General features: G+C 68.0%; 12 protein-coding genes and 4 pseudogenes. 11 read left to right on the top strand and 5 right to left on the bottom strand.

All coding sequences use genetic code 11. The annotated features are described in order from the left end of the window. Positions 1–44: 44 nt before the first annotated feature. From FE633_RS36545 to FE633_RS36520, 6 genes and pseudogenes are all read left to right on the top strand, one after another. The gene (locus FE633_RS36545; RefSeq protein WP_138049468.1) at positions 45–896 is read left to right on the top strand and encodes an IS5 family transposase; all 852 of its coding nucleotides are present in this window, start codon (positions 45–47) and stop codon (positions 894–896) included. Between the two features lie 205 nt (positions 897–1101). Beyond that, positions 1102–3294, top strand: a pseudogene (locus tag FE633_RS36540) (MMPL family transporter); the annotation flags it as partial. 613 nt (positions 3295–3907) lie between these two features. Continuing rightward, a complete protein-coding gene (locus FE633_RS36535; protein WP_138049467.1) occupies positions 3908–5218 on the top strand; it encodes a sensor histidine kinase in 1311 nt (436 codons plus the stop codon). A 154-nt stretch (positions 5219–5372) separates the two neighbouring features. Continuing rightward, a complete protein-coding gene (locus tag FE633_RS36530) occupies positions 5373–5672 on the top strand; it encodes a response regulator (protein ID WP_171060265.1) in 300 nt (99 codons plus the stop codon). A 372-nt stretch (positions 5673–6044) separates the two neighbouring features. Next, positions 6045–6986 (top strand): SGNH/GDSL hydrolase family protein, encoded by a 942-nt coding sequence (locus tag FE633_RS36525; RefSeq protein ID WP_138049466.1) that lies wholly within the window; start codon positions 6045–6047, stop codon positions 6984–6986. 114 nt (positions 6987–7100) lie between these two features. Then, a complete protein-coding gene (locus tag FE633_RS36520; protein ID WP_138049465.1) occupies positions 7101–7811 on the top strand; it encodes a LuxR C-terminal-related transcriptional regulator in 711 nt (236 codons plus the stop codon). 84 nt (positions 7812–7895) lie between these two features. Here the strand turns inward: FE633_RS36520 and FE633_RS36515 are convergent. Both FE633_RS36515 and FE633_RS49900 read right to left on the bottom strand, forming a co-directional pair. Continuing rightward, positions 7896–8712: pseudogene (locus FE633_RS36515) on the bottom strand (IS701 family transposase); the annotation flags it as partial. A gap of 53 nt (positions 8713–8765) precedes the next feature. Then, positions 8766–9227, bottom strand: coding sequence for a helix-turn-helix domain-containing protein (locus FE633_RS49900; protein WP_484422052.1), 462 nt, complete (start codon positions 9225–9227; stop codon positions 8766–8768). A gap of 714 nt (positions 9228–9941) precedes the next feature. Between FE633_RS49900 and FE633_RS47910 the strand changes: the two genes are divergently transcribed. From FE633_RS47910 to FE633_RS36495, 3 genes are read left to right on the top strand one after another with little or no spacing between them, the layout of a single operon-like run. Next, positions 9942–10724 (top strand): ABC transporter substrate-binding protein, encoded by a 783-nt coding sequence (locus FE633_RS47910; protein ID WP_246113992.1) that lies wholly within the window; start codon positions 9942–9944, stop codon positions 10722–10724. Further along, a complete protein-coding gene (locus FE633_RS36500) occupies positions 10717–11538 on the top strand; it encodes an amino acid ABC transporter permease (protein WP_246113991.1) in 822 nt (273 codons plus the stop codon). The genes FE633_RS47910 and FE633_RS36500 overlap by 8 nt, the downstream gene beginning before the upstream one ends. After that, positions 11538–12305, top strand: coding sequence for an amino acid ABC transporter ATP-binding protein (locus FE633_RS36495; RefSeq protein ID WP_119104004.1), 768 nt, complete (start codon positions 11538–11540; stop codon positions 12303–12305). The genes FE633_RS36500 and FE633_RS36495 overlap by 1 nt, the downstream gene beginning before the upstream one ends. Before the next feature lies 1 nt (position 12306). Here FE633_RS36495 and FE633_RS36490 read toward each other — a convergent pair whose 3' ends face one another. After that, on the bottom strand, positions 12307–12744 hold the full coding sequence (locus FE633_RS36490) for an Lrp/AsnC family transcriptional regulator (RefSeq protein WP_119104022.1): 438 nt from the start codon (positions 12742–12744) through the stop codon (positions 12307–12309). A gap of 186 nt (positions 12745–12930) precedes the next feature. On the opposite strand from FE633_RS36490, the gene FE633_RS36485 reads away from it, so the two are divergent. Continuing rightward, complete coding sequence (locus tag FE633_RS36485) at positions 12931–14208, top strand: ArgE/DapE family deacylase (RefSeq protein WP_119104003.1); 1278 nt, start codon at positions 12931–12933, stop codon at positions 14206–14208. A 102-nt stretch (positions 14209–14310) separates the two neighbouring features. Here the strand turns inward: FE633_RS36485 and FE633_RS48845 are convergent. Continuing rightward, positions 14311–14432, bottom strand: a pseudogene (locus FE633_RS48845) (IS110 family transposase); the annotation flags it as partial. 212 nt (positions 14433–14644) lie between these two features. On the opposite strand from FE633_RS48845, the gene rocD reads away from it, so the two are divergent. Beyond that, positions 14645–15940 carry an ornithine--oxo-acid transaminase gene (gene rocD, locus FE633_RS36470; protein ID WP_138049463.1) on the top strand — a complete coding sequence of 432 codons (1296 nt, stop codon included), beginning with the start codon at positions 14645–14647 and terminating at the stop codon, positions 15938–15940. A 19-nt stretch (positions 15941–15959) separates the two neighbouring features. Here rocD and FE633_RS36465 read toward each other — a convergent pair. Beyond that, positions 15960–16766: pseudogene (locus FE633_RS36465) on the bottom strand (transposase). Between the last annotated feature and the right edge of the window lie 193 nt (positions 16767–16959).

The following is a 16959-nucleotide window of genomic DNA, read 5'->3' as shown; positions in this document are numbered from 1 at the left end:
GGATGTTTTTGTGACTGTCGGGGCCGACGGTCGTTGCCTGGTGTGTGAGTGCTCGTCGTCCGTATCGCAGTGACGTGTCCGATGCCCGGTGGGCCCTGATCGAGCTGGTGTTCGCCGCTTGGCGGACCGCCCGTACCGGGCCCGGCACGGCAGCGCGGGTGCATGATCTGCGAGAGATCGTGAACGCGATCCTGTACGTCAATCGCACCGGAATCCCGTGGGAGTATCTGCCCCAGGACTTTCCTCCGTACAAGACCGTGTACGACTACCACGCCAAGTGGGAAGCGGACGGCACCACACAGCGGGTCCATGATCTGTTACGGAACAAGACCCGCCAGGCCCATGGTCGCAGCAGGGAACCGACCGCAGCCGTGGTGGACGCGCAGAGCGTGAAGACCTCGGCAAACGTGGCTGAGTCGAGCCAGGGCATCGATGCCGGCAAGAAGCTCAAAGGACGCAAGCGGCACCTGATCAGGGACACCCTCGGTCTGGTCCTGGCCGTCGTCGTCACGGCCGCCTCGGTCCACAACTCCACTGGCGGCAAGCAGTTGCTGACCGAGCTCGCGGCCACCCATCCGAGTGTGACGAAGGTCTGGGCTGACGGTGGTTATCAGGGACGTGTGTTCAACCACGGTGCCGCGTTGGGGATTTGGCTGGAGGTCGTCAAGCGGACCTCGGCCACGGGGTTCCATCCGTTGCCGAAGCGTTGGGTGATCGAGCGGACCTTCGGCTGGCTGATGCAGCACCGCCACCTGGTGCGGGACTATGAAGCCCTGCCCCAGCGGTCACGGGCGATGATCCACTGGGCCATGGCTAACAAAATGAGCCGCGAACTCACCGGAGAATCCACACCAACCTGGCGAAACGAAACGGGCATCACGCCCACAACGTCGTGAACGTTGATCAGATGCCCTCTTAGATCGGGGCATCGTCGGCCGACGGGCTGCGAGGAGGACAGGGCGTAGTACTGCGGTACTAACGGGCCCCGCCGGATTCGGTTCCGCGGTACGGGATGGTCGCCCGGTACCGCTCCTAGGTTGAGATCGCGGGTCAGTCAGGCCCAGCTCACCCAATGATCTCTTCTCCTGGTGGGAGTAATCCGTGGCCACCTTCCTCTATCGGCTCGGCCGGCTGACGTTCCGGCGACGACGCCTCGTCGTGATGCTGTGGGTCGCCGTCCTGGCCGCCATCGGCATCGGCGCCATGAGTGCACCTGGCACCTCCTCGGGGGCCCTGAGCGTTCCGGGCACGCAGTCGCAGAAGGCGATCGACCTGCTGCAGAAGGAGTTTCCGCAGGCATCCGCCGACGGTGCCACCGCGCGTGTGGTGTTCGAGGCGCCCAGCGGGCAGAAGCTCACCTCCGGTGCCAACAAGGCCGAGGTCGAGTCCCTGGTGGCGAAGCTGGAGAAGTCGCCACAAGTGTCGGGCGTCTCCGATCCCTTCACCAGCGGCCTGCTCAGCAAGTCCGGCACCATCGCCTACGCCCAGGTGTCCTACAAGGTCGCCCAGGCCGACGTCAGCGGCGCGGCCCACGCCGTCCAGACCGATGTCGTTCAGCAAGGCGAGAAGGCCGGCCTGAAAGTGAGCCTGGGCGGCAACGCCGTCAAGGACAAGGCCGCGAGCAAGGCGGCCGAGCTGATTGGCGTCGGAGTCGCCGCCGTTGTTCTGGTGATCACCTTCGGCTCGATGATCGCGGCCGGACTGCCCCTGCTCACCGCGATCCTCGGGGTGGCCGCGGCCATCCTGTCGGTCACGCTCGCCACGCATTTCTTCGACCTGGCCTCGGCCTCCACGACCCTGGCACTGATGCTGGGCCTGGCCGTCGCCATCGACTACGCCCTGTTCATCGTCTCCCGCTACCGCAACGAGATCCGCGACGGCCACGAACCCGAGGAAGCCTGCGGGCGGGCCCTGGGCACCGCCGGGTCCGCGGTCGTCTTCGCCGGCCTGACCGTGATCGTCGCGCTGAGCGGCCTGAGCGTCATCGGCATCGGCATGCTCACCTCCATGGGCCTGGCCTCCGCCTTCGCCGTGGCCGTCGCCGTGATCATCGCGCTGACCCTGCTGCCCGCCGTGCTCGGCTTCGCCGGTATGCGGATCATGACGAGCAAGCTGCTCACCCGCCGTATGAAGGCGCTGGAGCGCGGCGAGGGCGAGTCTATGGGCGTGCGCTGGGCGAGGTTCGTCACCCGCAACCCGGTCAAGGTGCTCGCCGTCTCGGTGGTCGGCCTGGCCCTGGTGGCCATCCCCACGATGTCCCTGAAGATGGCCCTGAACGACGACTCCGGAAAGCCCCCCGGCACCACCCAGCGCATCGCCTACGACACCCTCAGCAAGGGCTTCGGGCCGGGCTTCAACGGACCGCTCACCGTGGTCGTCGACGCCCGGGACAGCGACAATCCCAAGGCAGCCGCCCAGGACGCGTACACCATGCTGAGCAAGCTGGACGATGTCGCGGCCGTCCGTCCTCCCTCCTTCAACCAGGCCGGCGACGTGGCCCTGCTCGGCGCCGTCCCCAAGAGCGCCCCCACCAGTGAGGCCACCAAGGACCTCGTGGGCGAGATCCGCGGCCACGGCGGCGCCCTGCATCAGGACACCGGCGCCGACCTGATGGTCACCGGCTTGACCGCCGTCAACATCGACGTCAGCACCAAACTCTCCGACGCGCTCGTGCCCTACCTGGCCATCGTCGTGGGCCTGGCCCTGGTCCTGCTCCTGCTGGTCTTCCGGTCGATCGTGATCCCGCTCAAGGCCGCCCTCGGCTTCCTGCTCAGCGTGGTCTCGACCCTCGGGGTCCTGGTCGCGGTCTTCCAGTGGGGCTGGCTGAAGGACCTCTTCGGCGTCGACCAGACCGGACCCATCGTCAGCCTGCTGCCCATCGTGCTGATCGGCGTGGTGTTCGGACTCGCCATGGACTACGAGGTCTTCCTCGTCTCCCGGATGCGGGAGGAGTACGTCCACGGCGCCGAACCCACACAGGCCATCGTGCAGGGTTTCCGGCACAGCGGCCGGGTGGTCACCGCCGCCGCGGTCATCATGGTCTCCGTCTTCTCCGGATTCCTCCTCGACGCCGAGGTGCTGATCAAGTCCATCGGCCTGGGGCTCGCCGCCGCCGTGTTCTTCGACGCCTTCGTCGTCCGGATGACCATCGTCCCGGCGGTGATGGCCCTGCTCGGCCACCGCTCCTGGACCCTGCCGAAGTGGCTGGACCGAATCCTGCCCGACGTGGATGTCGAGGGCGAGAAACTGCGCCACGCGCTCGAAGCCGAGCCGACGGACTCCGCGCCTGAACCCGTGCTCGCCGGTGTCGCCGCGGGGGTCCACACGGGCTCGGACGACCACGGCGCCCCCCGCACCTTCACCGGCGTCCCCACTTCTGGCGGCCCGGACACGCCGACACCTGCCCAGCAGGCCCCCGGGAAGGCACGCGGACTGTCCAGGCTCAAGCAGCGCCGCGCACGGGGCAGCGACGCCACCGCCCCCGCCGACACGAAGGAGTCGGAGGCACCCGCACAGCAGGCCCCCGGGAAAGCACACGGACTGTCCAGGCTCAGGCAGCGCCGCGCACAGGGCGGTGACGCCACCGTCCCCGCCGAGACGACGGAGTCGGAGGCACCCGCACAGCAGGCCCCCGGGAAAGCACACGGACTGTCCAGGCTCAGGCAGCGCCGCGCACAGGGCGGTGACGCCACCGTCCCCGCCGAGACGACGGAGTCGGAGGCACCGGTACGCAGGAAGCTCCTGAAGAACCCGATGCGCAGGAGTTGACGAGAGCGAGCCGTAGCACCGGCTTCCGCACCGGCTCCTGACGTGGCGGCCGACTCTCCCCGGCCGTCTCCCCTGCCCCGCCCGCCGGCCCGATCCCCCCGGGCCGGCGGGCGGCCTGACATCGCGAAGGGCCTGTCCCGTGACCGCACCGAGCGCCCCCGCTCCCGCCCCACGCCCGGACGAGCGCCAGTTCCTTCAGGCCCTGACGAGCGATCCCGAGCAACGGGTGATCGGCTCGGTCGTCTCCCGGCTCGCCTCGTGGCGGCGGGCCGACCGGGCCCGTCCCTGGGTCCGGCGGTGGGGGGTCCCGGTCTTCTGCTTCGCGGGCGGCAGCGACGCACACCTCAATCCCCACAACGTCGGCAATCCCCAGCTGCCCCTCGTCCTCGCCTTCTGCATCCCACTGCTGTGGCGGGAACGACGCCCCATGCTGGTCTTCGCCCTCACCACGGCCGTTTCCGTCGTGTCTCTTTCTCTGGGTGTGCTGACCGGCGCCGAATTCGCCCGGGTGGTCGCCCTCTTCAATGTCGGCCGTCACTGCACGCCGCGCCACCTAGCCGTCGCCACCGGCGTCACCCTCGTGCAACTCGTCGCATGGGCCTACTTCTTCTGGCGCGGCCAGCAGCTGGAGTACGTCACGCGTCCGGAGCCCGTGACATTGATGGTGATGGTCACCGTAGTGGCGTTCGCGGCACTGGGCCTGCTCCTGCGGCTGGCCTACGCCTACATCGACGCCCTGAAGAAGCAACGCGACCAGCAGGCCCGTCTCGCCACCGCTCAGGAACGCGCTCGCGTCTCCCGCGAGATGCACGACATCCTCGGCCACACCCTCGCCGTCATCGTCGGCCTCGCCGACGGCGCAGCCGGCCTCACCGAGACCAAGCCCGAACGCGGCGCCCATACCCTCCGCACCATCAGCGCCAGCGGCCGCGACGCCTTGGCCGAACTGCGCCGCCTGCTCGCCGTCATCGGCGACGACCGCGAAGGTCAGGGCCGGTCGCACGACGTCCCGCTCGCCCCGCAGCCCCGCCTCGCCGACCTCGACGCGCTGCTCGACCGAGTCCGCGCCGCCGGCCCGACCGTCGCCCTGCACGCGCACGGCGACCTCACCGAACTGGCCCCGGGACTCCAGCTGTCCGCGTACCGCATCATCCAGGAGGCCCTGACCAACACCGTCAAGTACGCCGCCTCCGACAGTTCGGTCCATGTCTCCATCGCCGCCGACCCCGACACCGTGCGCCTCACGGTCGAGGACACCGGGCCGCCCCGTACCCCACGTGCACGCCGTGGCCGGACGGGCAGCGGCCGGGGGCTGGTCGGCATGCGCGAGCGCGCCGCCCTCTACCGGGGCGAGGTCACCGCCGGCCCCAACCCTCACGGCGGCTGGACCGTCCACGCCACCCTCATCCCCAACCCGCCGGTCAACTCCCTGGAGAAGGACCCCGCTTGACCATCGTCCTCACCGTCGACGACAAGGCGCTGCAGCGGATTGGGCTTCGGCATGCTGCTGGAGGCTCAGCCCCGGCCTCACCGCCGTCGGCGAGGCCGCGGACCAGCGCAGCAGTCCGTACCGCCGCCGAACTCCGCCGATGCCGTCCTGACGGATGTCCGCATGCCCGGCATGGACGGTATCGAGACCACACGGCACATCGTCGAGTCCGGCGGACCTCCCGGGGTCCCTGCTGACCAGCTTCGAACTGCACGAGTACGCCTACGGCGCGCTGCGCACCGGAGCCAGCGGGTTCCGGCTCGCGGACGCCCACCCGGACGAACTCCTGGTGGGGATCAGGACGGTCGCGTGCGGTGACGCCGTGGACGTGCCCGCCATCCCGCGCCGCCTGCTGGAAACCGTCACCGCGCAGATCGCCCGGCCCGAGCTCGGCATCGCCGCGACCCGCGTCTGACCGGCCTGCCCAGCATGAGCGCAAGGCCCTGGCCGAAATTGCCGCCTGGTCACGATCGGCGTACAACCCACGACACGGGACTCGCCCGGCCGACCCCACCGCGCCTCCTCCCAGAGTCGACGCGCCTTCCTACCGCGGTACTACTCGGCACTGCCGTATTCGGTCCCGCGGTGCCGATGACATGCGCGTTTTCCCGCCTAGTTTGACGGCAGGGTCGCACACGCCTCGTCCCCGCCGTGATCCGGGCAAACCCTCTCTCCCCAGCCAACCCTGCCGGTCCCGCTCCGGGCACCGCCGCCCATCGCACGCAGCCGCCTGCGCTGCGGTGCCCGCCCAGCAGTTGGTCATCAGTGACGACGACAGGAGAAACCCATGGGACCGTATGCACGCACAGGTCTGGCCGGGATCGTGAGCTGCGGCGTTCTGTTCACCGCCGTCCTCATCGGGCGGCCGGACGGCACCGGCAACGACGAGAACGCCAAGGACGAGCGACCGCAGCCGGGGCCCTACGTCGCTCTCGGCGACTCCTACACCTCCGGCCCGAAGATCCCCCGACAGTCCGGGACACCGGCCGGCTGCGACCGATCCGACCACAACTATCCTGCGGTGGTGGCACGCCAACTCGGCGTCACGGCTGCCGACTTCCGTGATGTCAGCTGCAGCGGTGCCACCATCACCAACCTCACCGCGCCGCAAAAGACGTCCAACGGCACCAACCCCGCCCAGCTTTCGGCCCTCTCGACGCGGACGCGGCTGGTCACCCTCGGCATCGGCGGCAACGACATCGGCTTCGGCTCGACGGTCACGAAATGCGTCACGATGGGCGCGATGTACCGTGCGACCGGCAGCGACCGTCTCTTCTCCGACGATGCGCCCTGCAAGAAGCAGCACGTCGACGGCGGCATCGACGAAGTGGCACAGAAGATCCAGGCGACCGGCCGACAGCTGTCCGCGGCGCTGGTCGAGATCGAACGGCGTGCGCCGAAGGCCCGGGTCTACGTCGTCGGCTATCCGGCGATCCTGCCCGCCGAAGGCAAAGGCTGCGGCAGGGAACTGCCCCTCGCGCCCGGTGACGCGACCTACCTGCACGACAAGGGGAAGCAGCTCAACACCATGCTGCGCGGGCAGGCTGAGGCCGTCGGAGCGACGTACGTCGACACCTACTCCCCGTCCGTCGGCCACGACGCCTGCTCCGCGCAGAAGACCCGCTGGATCGAGCCCCTGCGGCCCAGCAGTCCAGCCGCCGCCGTCCACCCGAACGCGCACGGCGAGCAAAGCATGGCCGACGCCGTGCTCCGCGCGATCGGCGACTGAACGCCCGCAGGAGGCAGGGGACTTCCAGTCGCCGGCGACCGGCCCGTCCGGTCCACCCCGCGGCACCGCCCTCGTCGCCGGCATGGTCCCACCCACAGGAAGAACCCAGGCAGCATGCCCACCGTTCTCATCGTCAACGACCAGGAGCTGCGACGCCTTTGCTATCACCTCCTGCTGGATTGCGAGCCGGACCTGAGCCCGGTCGGCGAGGCGGCCGGCGGTGCCGAGGCGGTCCGCATGAGCACCGCGCTTCGCCCGGACGTCGTCCTCATGCACATCTTCAAGCCCGGCACGGACTCGATCGACACCGTCCGCCGCATCGCACGCGGCGACAGCCCGCCCCACCCTCGCGTACTGGTGCTTGCCCCCGTCGGGCCCGACGGGTACGCCTGGGCCGCGCTGGCGGCCGGTGCTGACGCACTGCTTCCGGAGAACACCGCCCCGCACGAGCTGACCGCGGCCATTCGCGCGGTGGCGGCCGGAGGCGCCGTCATCCCGCCCGGTCTCACCCGCCAGCTTATCGACACCATCCGACGACGGCCGCCCGCCTCCGCGTCCCTCCCGACGGAACGGCTCGGCGCACTCACCGAACGTGAACGTCAGGTCCTTGCCGCCGTGGCCTCCGGCTGGAGCACCACCGAGATCGCCGCACACCTGTCTCTCGCCCCGACCACCGTCAAATCCCACGTCTGCCGCATCCTCACCAAGATCGGCGCCCGCAGCCGCGTCCAGGCAGTAGCCTTCGCCTACGAGTCGGGCCTGACCGAACCGCACACCACTCGCTCGCCGCTCCCAGCGCCCGGCCGCGCCCGCCCGACCCTGTGAGGCGGACCGTGGACCACTCGTCGCAGCCGCAAGGAGGGGCACCCTAGTACTGCACCGGTGTTTGTTCTGAGTGCTGGGCAGTTGTCATGGGCTATGTCCGCGTCGTTTGTAGTGACTGATACGGGCTTGGTGTTGTCGTCTGCAGCGCCATGTCGGCCAGTGCAGGATGTGTTCGTCGGCGCCGAGTTCGCGGGCGCGCAGAACGGTCAGGCAGGCGTGGGCGGCCATGGCCAGGGTCATGTGGCGGTGCCAGCCGGGACAGCGGCGGACCTGGTAGTCATCCAGGCCGCATTCCTGCTTCGCGGTCTGGAAGCACTCCTCGACAGCCCATCGGCTGCCCGCGATGCGGATCAACTCGTCCAGGGTCGTGTCGGCGGAGCAGTAGGCGATGTAGTAGGAGATCTCCTCGGGCGGGGCTGACACTGCGGCGGGCGAGAACCCAGTGCCGGCGATCCTCGCGGTGCCAGGGCCTCACTTCGACACGGGCCCAGTCGTAGATCCGCCGGCCGTGAGCCCCCGCGCCGCAGGGGCGGCGTTTCCACTTCTGCCGCGGCAGACCGGGAAACAGGTCGTGGACGGGATGGTCGAGGGCCCAGCGGGTGACGACGGCGTCGTGCCGGGTTGTGGCCATGACATGGAAGACATCGGCCTGCTCCAGCTCGAACCGCCAGCCCTTGCTGAAGCCGTAAGCGGCGTCTGCCGTCACCCACCTGAACGGGATCCGCTCGGCGATCGCCCGGCGGACCATCGTCTTGGCCATGGCCACCTTCGTCTCGAAGGCGACGTGGTCGTCGATGCCGGACCGGCGGCGTCGATCCCGGTCGTCCGTCCCTGACGTGGGCAGATACAGGCTGCGGTCGATCAGCGTCCGTCCGCGGCCGGAAACGTAGGCGAGGAACACAAACAGCGGGTACTGGATGGTTGCCGGAAGCATCACGACCAGCAGCCCGGGCCCTACCCGGCACGAGGCGGTCGAAGATCAGGGCGTGGCAGGGTGCTCGTCACCCGAGTGCGAAGCGCTTGGTGTCCGGGCGCCGAACGCCGATCTCGTGTCTGTTCCGCAGCGTGGTGAAACACTTCACTCCCGGTCAGCAGCGCGTCGGTGATTTCGCCCGCACGGGAGTTCGATCCCTGGCGGGTGCAGGAGGCGCGAAAGTCGGAGGTGAAGGCGCGGCTGCGCGACGGGGGGCGGCCACGGGGTAGATCCGCCTGGAGCGGGGGTCGGTGAACCAACGGTGGATCAGGCCGCGGGCCAGTCCGGTGCGGGACGGGGCCCGGGGCAGTGTGCCCGGCGACCCGGAACAGGTGATCGCCGTCCAGTGTCAGGTGCAGGGCGCGGGCGATCGCGGCGAGGATCGACTCGGAGGGCACCGGGCCGCGCTGCTGCTCGATGCGGGCGTAGTAGTCGGCGGACATGCCGGCCAGCAGCGCGGCTTCCTCGCGGCGCAGGCCCCGGAGCGACGCCGCGGCCCACGCGGCAGACCGGCGTCCTCGGGCTGCAGGGCCTTGGACGCCAGTGATGTATGCCGAAGGTCATCCTTTTGCCATGAGTTCGGCGTCGCTCCAGCGCCGGATGGATGGTCCTGTGGCCCTGGAAGGAGCGCCCGCAGTCATCAATGGCGTCGAGGAACCCGCCGTACCGGGGAAGGCACGCTGCAAACGCGGGGTGGTCAGAGCAGGGTGCCACCGGGGCTTCGATGCGCCGGCAACCCACCCCTCTCACCATGCGGGACCCACGCATACCGGCACGTGCGTCCGTATGACGCCACCTCCGTCGATGCCTCCGAGCGGCGAGATTCAGCGAGAAAAACCGCGCAACGGATCGCCACACACAGTTCAATGACGCAAGAAAAATGATACGAAGCAACAAAATTAGCGATTGATTGCAGCAGGGTCTCGGCCCTAACATTCAGCGAGAACCCGGTGAGCCACCCGGAATTACCGACGATTCCACTTCGATGCGCCCCACTATTCAAATCGGGCCGCAATCGCCCGGGTCCGCAGAGATCTCAACAATGGGCCGAAACAGAGGTGTAGCGGTATCCGCCGCTGCCGGGCCCGTAACAAGGGAGCGTTCTGGTGAAAGTGGTCTGCACATCCGGCGTATTCTCTCGCCGTTCGACTGCGGGTGTGGCAGCAGCTGGTCTTGTACTGACTCTGACGGCCTGCGGGACAAACTCCGGGCCCGGCGGCAAGGTGGAAGGCATCGGTCTGGTCTCCGCGGTGGATCTCACCATTTGCACGCAGCTGCCGTACAAGCCCTTTGTGTACAAGGACGGCGGCAAGGTCGTCGGCTTCGATGCCGATCTGCTGAGCCTGCTGGCCAAGGATCTAGGCGTCGAACCGAAATTTCTGAGCATCGAATGGTCGCAGATCACTTCCGGCGGCGCCTTTGCTGCCAAGAAATGCGACATAGGCACGGGCGCCATGACCATCACCGAGGAGCGAAAAAGGGCCATCAGAATTTCCGATCCCTACATGGATGCCACCCAGGTCCTGTTCGTGAAGAAGAGCTCCGGCTATAGATCTCTTGCCGACCTCACAGGCAAGAAGGTCGGAGTCCAGTCGGGGACCACCGGCCAGAAGTACGCAAATTCGCAGGCCAAGAAGTACGGGTTCACCACAGTTGTCTTCGAAGACCTCGCACTGCTCACCAACAATGTGAAGTCCGGCCGTGTGGATGCGGGGATCAACGACAACGGCGTGCTGTACAACTTCACCAAGAACAATCCTGACACCGCCGTGGTGGACGAGTTCCGTACCGGTGAGCAGTACGGGTTCGGAGCGGACCGGAAGGGTGCGAACGGAGCCAAGCTGCTCGCAAAGCTCAACGCCGTACTTGCCAAGGCCAAGTCGGACGGGGACTACGACCGGCTCTACAAGAAATGGTTCGGAGTTGACCGCGGTGAGTAGCGCGACTGTCATCGAAGAACGAACCGCGCTGAGTCCACGCCGCAAGGCCCGACGCAACCGCATCCTTCAGTACGTCGTGATCGCCATGGTCGCCGTGGGGGCGGCCGCGAGCGCCGACTGGGGCCAGATCGCGCACGTATTCCTCGAACCGCAGCTAATCAGGTCTGCCTTTGCGGACGGACTGCTGTCGGCGCTTGTCAAGACTCTCGAGTACACCGCCGGCGCCTTTCTGATCGGTCTCGTGGCAGGGACGGTGCTCGCACTGATGCGGCTCAGCCCGATCGGTCCATACCGGTGGTTCGCGATGGCCTACATCGAGTTCTTCCGCGGGCTCCCGGCCGTCATCGTGTTCATCGCCTTCAGCCTGCTCCCGCTGGCGTTCGGCGGATTGATCATTCCCTTCGATCCTTATGGCGTGGTCTGGCTCGCTCTGGGAATCGTCGCGGCGGCCTATATGGCCGAAACGATCCGGGCAGGAATCCAGGCTGTCCCGAGAGGGCAGGTCGAAGCCGCCCGCTCACTGGGTATGCCGGCGGGTCTCGCGATGCGCAAGATCGTGCTGCCACAGGCCTTCAGGATCATATTGCCGCCGCTCACCAATGAACTGGTGCTGTTGGTCAAGGACTCGTCCCTGGTGTTCATCATCGGCGTCTCGGCCACCGGCAACGAACTCACCGGCTTCGGCCGGGAACTGGCCAATACGCAGTCGAACCTTACCCCTCTGGTCACCGCCGGCCTCTGCTATCTGATCATCACCCTTCCGTTGGGTTTCTTGGCTCGGCGGCTGGAATCCTCCTCCGTAAAGGCTCGCTGATGGCTGCTTCCGGAACCGAACTGATCGAGATCAAGGGGCTGCACAAGTCCTTCGGTGACAACCATGTGCTTCGAGATATCGACTTCGCCGTCGGTGAGGGTGAGGTCGTCTGCCTCATCGGTCCGTCCGGTTCCGGCAAGTCGACTCTTCTTCGCTGCGTCAACCTGCTTGAGCGTCCAGACGGCGGAGCGGTGATCGTGCGGGGTGAGAACCTCGCGGACCCGGACTGCCACCTCGACGCGGCCCGGCGACACGTCGGGATGGTGTTCCAGCAGTTCAACCTGTTCCCGCACCTGTCCGTGCTGGAGAACTGCACGGTCGCCCAGAAGACAGTGCTGGGGCGTAAGACCGCCGAGGCCGACAGGATCGCCCGCGCCAACCTCGAACGGGTCGGGCTCACCGAGAAGGCCGCCGCCTATCCCGCCCAGATCTCCGGCGGACAGCAACAGCGGGTCGCGATCGCCAGAGCGCTCTCCATGGATCCGATGCTGATGCTGTTCGACGAGCCGACGTCGGCACTCGACCCGGAGCTCGTGGGAGACGTTCTCACGGTGATGCGAGACCTCGCCGAGGAGGGCATGACGATGCTCGTGGTCACCCACGAGATGGCTTTCGCCAGGGAAGTTGCCGACCGGGTCGTGTTCATGGACGGCGGAGTCGTCGTCGAGCAGGGCACCCCGGACAATGTGATCGGCAACCCGCGCCATGAGCGGACCCGAGCATTCCTCCGGCGCGTGCTGGATCCCACCCATGCGTTGCCGGCCTGAGTTACAGCCGGGGCCGGTCGATCAGCCGGGAGAGCACGATGACGCTCTTCGTCCGGTCGATCACCGGCGCCTCACGGACTCGCTGGATCGCCTGTTCCAGATGCGTGATGTCCCGGGCCAGCATGTGCACCATCGCGTCCGCGGAGCCCGACACCGTGCACGCCTCGATGACCTCCGGGATCTCCCCGAGGGACTCCCCCAGGGCTCCTGGGGTCGGGTTGCCCTTGCAGTACACCTCGACGAAGGCCTCGGTACGCCAGCCCATTGTCTGGGTGTCGATGAGGGCGGTGAACCCGCGGACGGCCCCGGTGGCGACCAGGCGGTCCAGCCGCCGTTTGGCGGCGGGCGCGGACAGCCCGGCCGCCTCCCCGATCTCGGCGTAGGTGCTTCGGGCATTGCGGACGACGCACCGCATGATCTCTTCGTCGATGGAGTCCACGAACTGCCTCCGTCTGGTCCCGCTGGTGATCGGGCTTTCCGCCCCGGACGCAAGATTGTGCCCCTCATCTCCGGCGAAGAGCAAGAAACAAAACTGATCGGGCTCAGAACGTCTCATCATTGCGCTGCTTGCCGATTGCGGAAATCGAAAAAGGCCCTCCGGCCACCGACCCGACAGGAGATCACTATGCCCGCAGGGCTCAGTGCCGAGGAGGCGTCCGCACTGGCGGCCGTGGACGAGGACGCGATCGCGACCGTGCTGCTCGACGTGCTCACGGTTCCGAGCGTGACCGGGAGCGCCGCCGAGTCGGAACTGCAACACCGGCTCGCCGGGCACCTCGACCGGCTCGGGCTCGATGTCGATCTGTGGTCCATGGACCTGCCCGAGCTTCGCGCCGACCCTGCCTTCCCCGGATCTGAGGCACCCCGCGACGAAGCCTGGGGGCTCGTGGCGACCACGCCTGACGGCGGGGACGGGCCGACGATGATCCTGCAGGGGCACGTCGACGTCGTACCCGCGGGTGACCGGGCGCAGTGGGACGGTGATCCGTTCGTGCCGAGGGTGGCCAATGACCTTGTTCACGGCCGCGGAGCCTGCGACATGAAGGCCGGCTTGGTGGCCAACCTCGCGGCGCTGGCCGCGATCCGGGCGAGCGGGGCGGAACTGCGCGGCCGGGTGGCGGCGCACTGTGTGGTGGGCGAGGAGGACGGCGGAATCGGAGCCTTCGGGACGCTCCGGCGCGGACACACCGGCGACGCGTGTGTCATCACCGAACCGACGGGCGGCACCTTGGTGACCGCGACGGCCGGCGCACTGACCTTTCGCATCGAGGTCGCGGGCAAGGCCGCCCACGCGAGTACGCGTGACGCCGGGGTCAGCGCCATCACCGCGTACGGAGCGATCCACGCGGCTCTGACCCGGTTGGAAGCCGAGCGCAATGTCGCTCCCGACCCCTTGCTGGCGGAATACCCGACCCCTTACGCGCTGTCCGTCGGCACGCTGCGCTCGGGCGACTGGCCGAGCACCGTCCCCGACCTGCTCGTGGCCCAGGGCAGGCTGGGCGTACGGCTCGACGAGGACCCGGCGGCCGCCCGCGCCGACTTCGAGCGCTGCGTCGCCGAGGTCTGTGCGGCCGATCCGTGGCTGCGCGATCACCCCGCGGCCGTGACGTGGCCCGGAGGCCAGTTCGCCAGCGGCCGACTGCCCGCGGGCCATCCCCTGCGTGACCTCGTCCGGACCGCGTACGCCGATGTCGCGGACGGCGGTGCCGTACCGCGCGAGCGCGGTGCGCCCTACGGAAGCGACTTGCGGCTCTACTCCGCGGCCGGCATACCGACCCTGCACTTCGGGCCGGGCGACGTACGCCTCGCCCACAGCCCCCAGGAACAGGTCTCGATCAGCGAGACAGTCGACGTGACCCGCGCACTGGTACTCACCGTGCTGCGCTCGGTCGGCACCAAATGACGCAGAAGGAGTCTCAATGACGAAGTCAAACCGCTTGCGCGACCGGCAGGGCGGGGGTGAAGACCCGGTTGTCGCGCAACAGGGCCCACAGGACGCTGGCTGGACCGCCGACTCGTCGTTGTCGATTTTCCTCGACCACAGGGTCGCGCGGTTTCGTCGATTACCGCGGCCCAGTGGTGGCCCTTGCCGGCGTCGAGGCCGACCCGGGCCCGTCGCTCGTTCACTCGCCTCTCCTCGTTCCGCGCAGCGTGCCGTCGGCCCGAGAAACACCCCGCCGTCATCTCCGTAATCAGCGACCGCACAAGGCGCGCACATCTCAATCAGCAGCCAGGGCGCCCCGGAGAGCCGGGCGGCCACTCCTGCTGAGCCACTGAAGAAAAGAACTCATCAGCCACACCCGGCCCGCCCGGGCCCACAACAACTTACGGAGAAACTCATGACGTCGTCGTCCACCGACACGCGCCTGCCCGGCGTCGCGACCGAACAGGCGATCCACGTCGTCGAGTCGCACTCGGCCGCCAACTACAGTCCACTCCCGGTGGTTGTCCGCGAAGGCGAGGAGGCGTGGGTATGGGACGTCGAAGGGAACCGCTACCTCGACATGCTCGCCGGCTACGGCGCCCTTAACTTCGGCCACCGCCACCCCGCGCTCATCGCGGCAGCCCAGGAGCAGTTGGAACGGCTCACCCTCACCAGCCGGGCCTTCCACAGCGACCAGCTCGGTGTCTTCTGCACGGAGCTGGCCGAGCTGTGCGGCATGGACCTCGTACTGCCGATGAACACCGGCGCGGAAGCAGTGGAGACAGCCCTGAAGATGGCGCGTAAGTGGGGCTACCAGGTCAAGGGCATCCCCGAAGGGCGTGCCAAGATCATCGTCGCGGGGGGCAACTTCCACGGACGCACCATCAGCGTCATCAGCTTCTCCGACGATGCTGTCGCGCGGCGCGGCTTCGGGCCGTACACGCCCGGGTTCGTCAGTGTCTCCTACGGCGATGCCGACCAGCTCGAGGCGGCCATCGACGACGACACCGCCGCCGTGTTGATCGAACCCGTTCAGGGCGAGGGTGGGGTGGTCATTCCGCCCGCCGGCTACCTCGCCACCGTCCGTCGGCTGTGCACCCGGCACAACGTCCTGATGCTCGCCGATGAGATCCAGTCGGGCCTCGGCCGCACCGGGACGACCTTCGCCTGTGACCACGAGGGCGTCACCCCTGACGCGTACATCCTCGGCAAGGCCCTCGGCGGCGGCATCCTGCCGGTGTCCGCGGTCGTTTCCACCCGAGAGGCGCTCGGGGTTTTCCGGCCGGGCGAGCACGGCAGCACCTTCGGTGGCAATCCGCTGGCGAGCGCGGTGGGCACTGCGGTCGTCCGGCTGCTGAAGGAGGGCACCTACCAGGAACGGAGCGCGCAGCTCGGCACACACCTCGAAGCCCTGCTGCGAGCACTTCCCTCGGAGCATGTGTCAGCCGTACGGTGCCGCGGCCTCTGGGCCGGGGTGGATGTCATCGGCCGGTTAGGGCGCGATGTGTGCATGGGCCTGCTGCGCAGAGGAGTCCTGGCCAAGGACACCCACGGATCAACCGTCCGACTCGCGCCGCCCCTCGTCGTGAAATCGGCGGAACTGCAATGGGCCGTGGAGCAGTTGGCGGCGGTGTTGGCCGCCGACGATCGCAGCGACCTGCCCCCGGAGGGAATTTCACCCAGCGCTGTCTCCCCGCAATGGCGTTCCTAGGGCCTGTGTGACGTCATGATCAATCGGTTGCCTTCAGCAGGTCGTTGATCCAGATGATGGAGGCGCGGAGGTGGAGGCCGGTGAGGCAGCTCTCGAGTGTTTTGTCGCATCGAGTCGCGATGCCCCGTCAGGCCTGCCCCAGGCCGGGTCCGGGGACGGCCGACAGGCAGACGGATCCGCACCTGCTGCAGCACGGGGACGAATTGCGGGCTGTCGGCTGCCTGTCCTGCGGTCAGGACGAACGACAACGGACGGCACTTGCGGTCTGCGGCGAGATGAACCTTGCTCGTCAGCCCGCCACGGGACCTGCCGAGCAGGGCTTGTTTCAAGCGGAGCTTGCGCCGTCGCCTGATGTGCCGCCGCTCTTCCTGGTCGGGGGCGTCGCTTCCTTCTTGTCCGTTCTGTTCCGGCGGGCCGCCGCCCCCTTTTACCGGGCCCGTTCCTGGTCGGCGGCGGCTTCCTCGAGGGCGTCCATGACCTCCTGGCCGATGCACATGCCGACGGCGTCGTGGTAGGCGCGGGCGGTGGTGGAGTCCACGCTGACCAGGGATAAGTCTGTCCTTTCCCTGGCGGGCGGCCTCGGCGATCACGCCTTCCAGCAGTGCGGTGAAGACGCCGGCTCCCTTCAGACCCGGAAGCGGCCGTAGACCGTCGGCCACGGGCCGAACTCACGTGGCATCTCCCGCCACTGGCTGCTGGTGCGCAACCGCCAGATCACCCCCTCGAACTGCTCCCGCAGCCGCTCGGGGTACGGGCCGTACTCGCCCATCGGCAGAAACGGCTCGATCAACTTCCACTGCTCGCCTGTGAGTTGCCTGCGCGTCACGACCGTCTTCCTACCGGACCCACCTTCCACGCGGATCCGCATCGGCCAGATCGATCACGACCTCACACAGGCCCTAGGGTCCGTCTTCAAAGATCATCTCGTGATGGATCATGGTGGGTGTGATACGCCGCCATGAACTGACCGACCACGAGTGGGAGTTACTCGCTCCCCTCATACCGCGAGCCGTGACGGG

The sequence above is a fragment of the Streptomyces montanus genome (assembly GCF_005786655.1).
GTDB lineage: Bacteria > Actinomycetota > Actinomycetes > Streptomycetales > Streptomycetaceae > Streptomyces > Streptomyces sporangiiformans.
This window is presented reverse-complemented; position numbering and strand designations above follow the sequence as displayed.

Bases quoted from the DNA above. Each gene is read 5' to 3' on its own strand.
- FE633_RS36520 (WP_138049465.1), top strand. From the start codon at position 7,101: ATGCCCACCGTTCTCATCGTCAACGACCAGGAGCTGCGACGCCTTTGC.
- FE633_RS36485 (WP_119104003.1), top strand. From the start codon at position 12,931: ATGCCCGCAGGGCTCAGTGCCGAGGAGGCGTCCGCACTGGCGGCCGTG.
- FE633_RS49900 (WP_484422052.1), bottom strand. From the start codon at position 9,227: ATGTCCGCCGACTACTACGCCCGCATCGAGCAGCAGCGCGGCCCGGTG.
- FE633_RS36525 (WP_138049466.1), top strand. From the start codon at position 6,045: ATGGGACCGTATGCACGCACAGGTCTGGCCGGGATCGTGAGCTGCGGC.
- FE633_RS36495 (WP_119104004.1), top strand. From the start codon at position 11,538: ATGGCTGCTTCCGGAACCGAACTGATCGAGATCAAGGGGCTGCACAAG.
- FE633_RS36530 (WP_171060265.1), top strand. From the start codon at position 5,373: ATGTCCGCATGCCCGGCATGGACGGTATCGAGACCACACGGCACATCG.
- rocD (WP_138049463.1), top strand. From the start codon at position 14,645: ATGACGTCGTCGTCCACCGACACGCGCCTGCCCGGCGTCGCGACCGAA.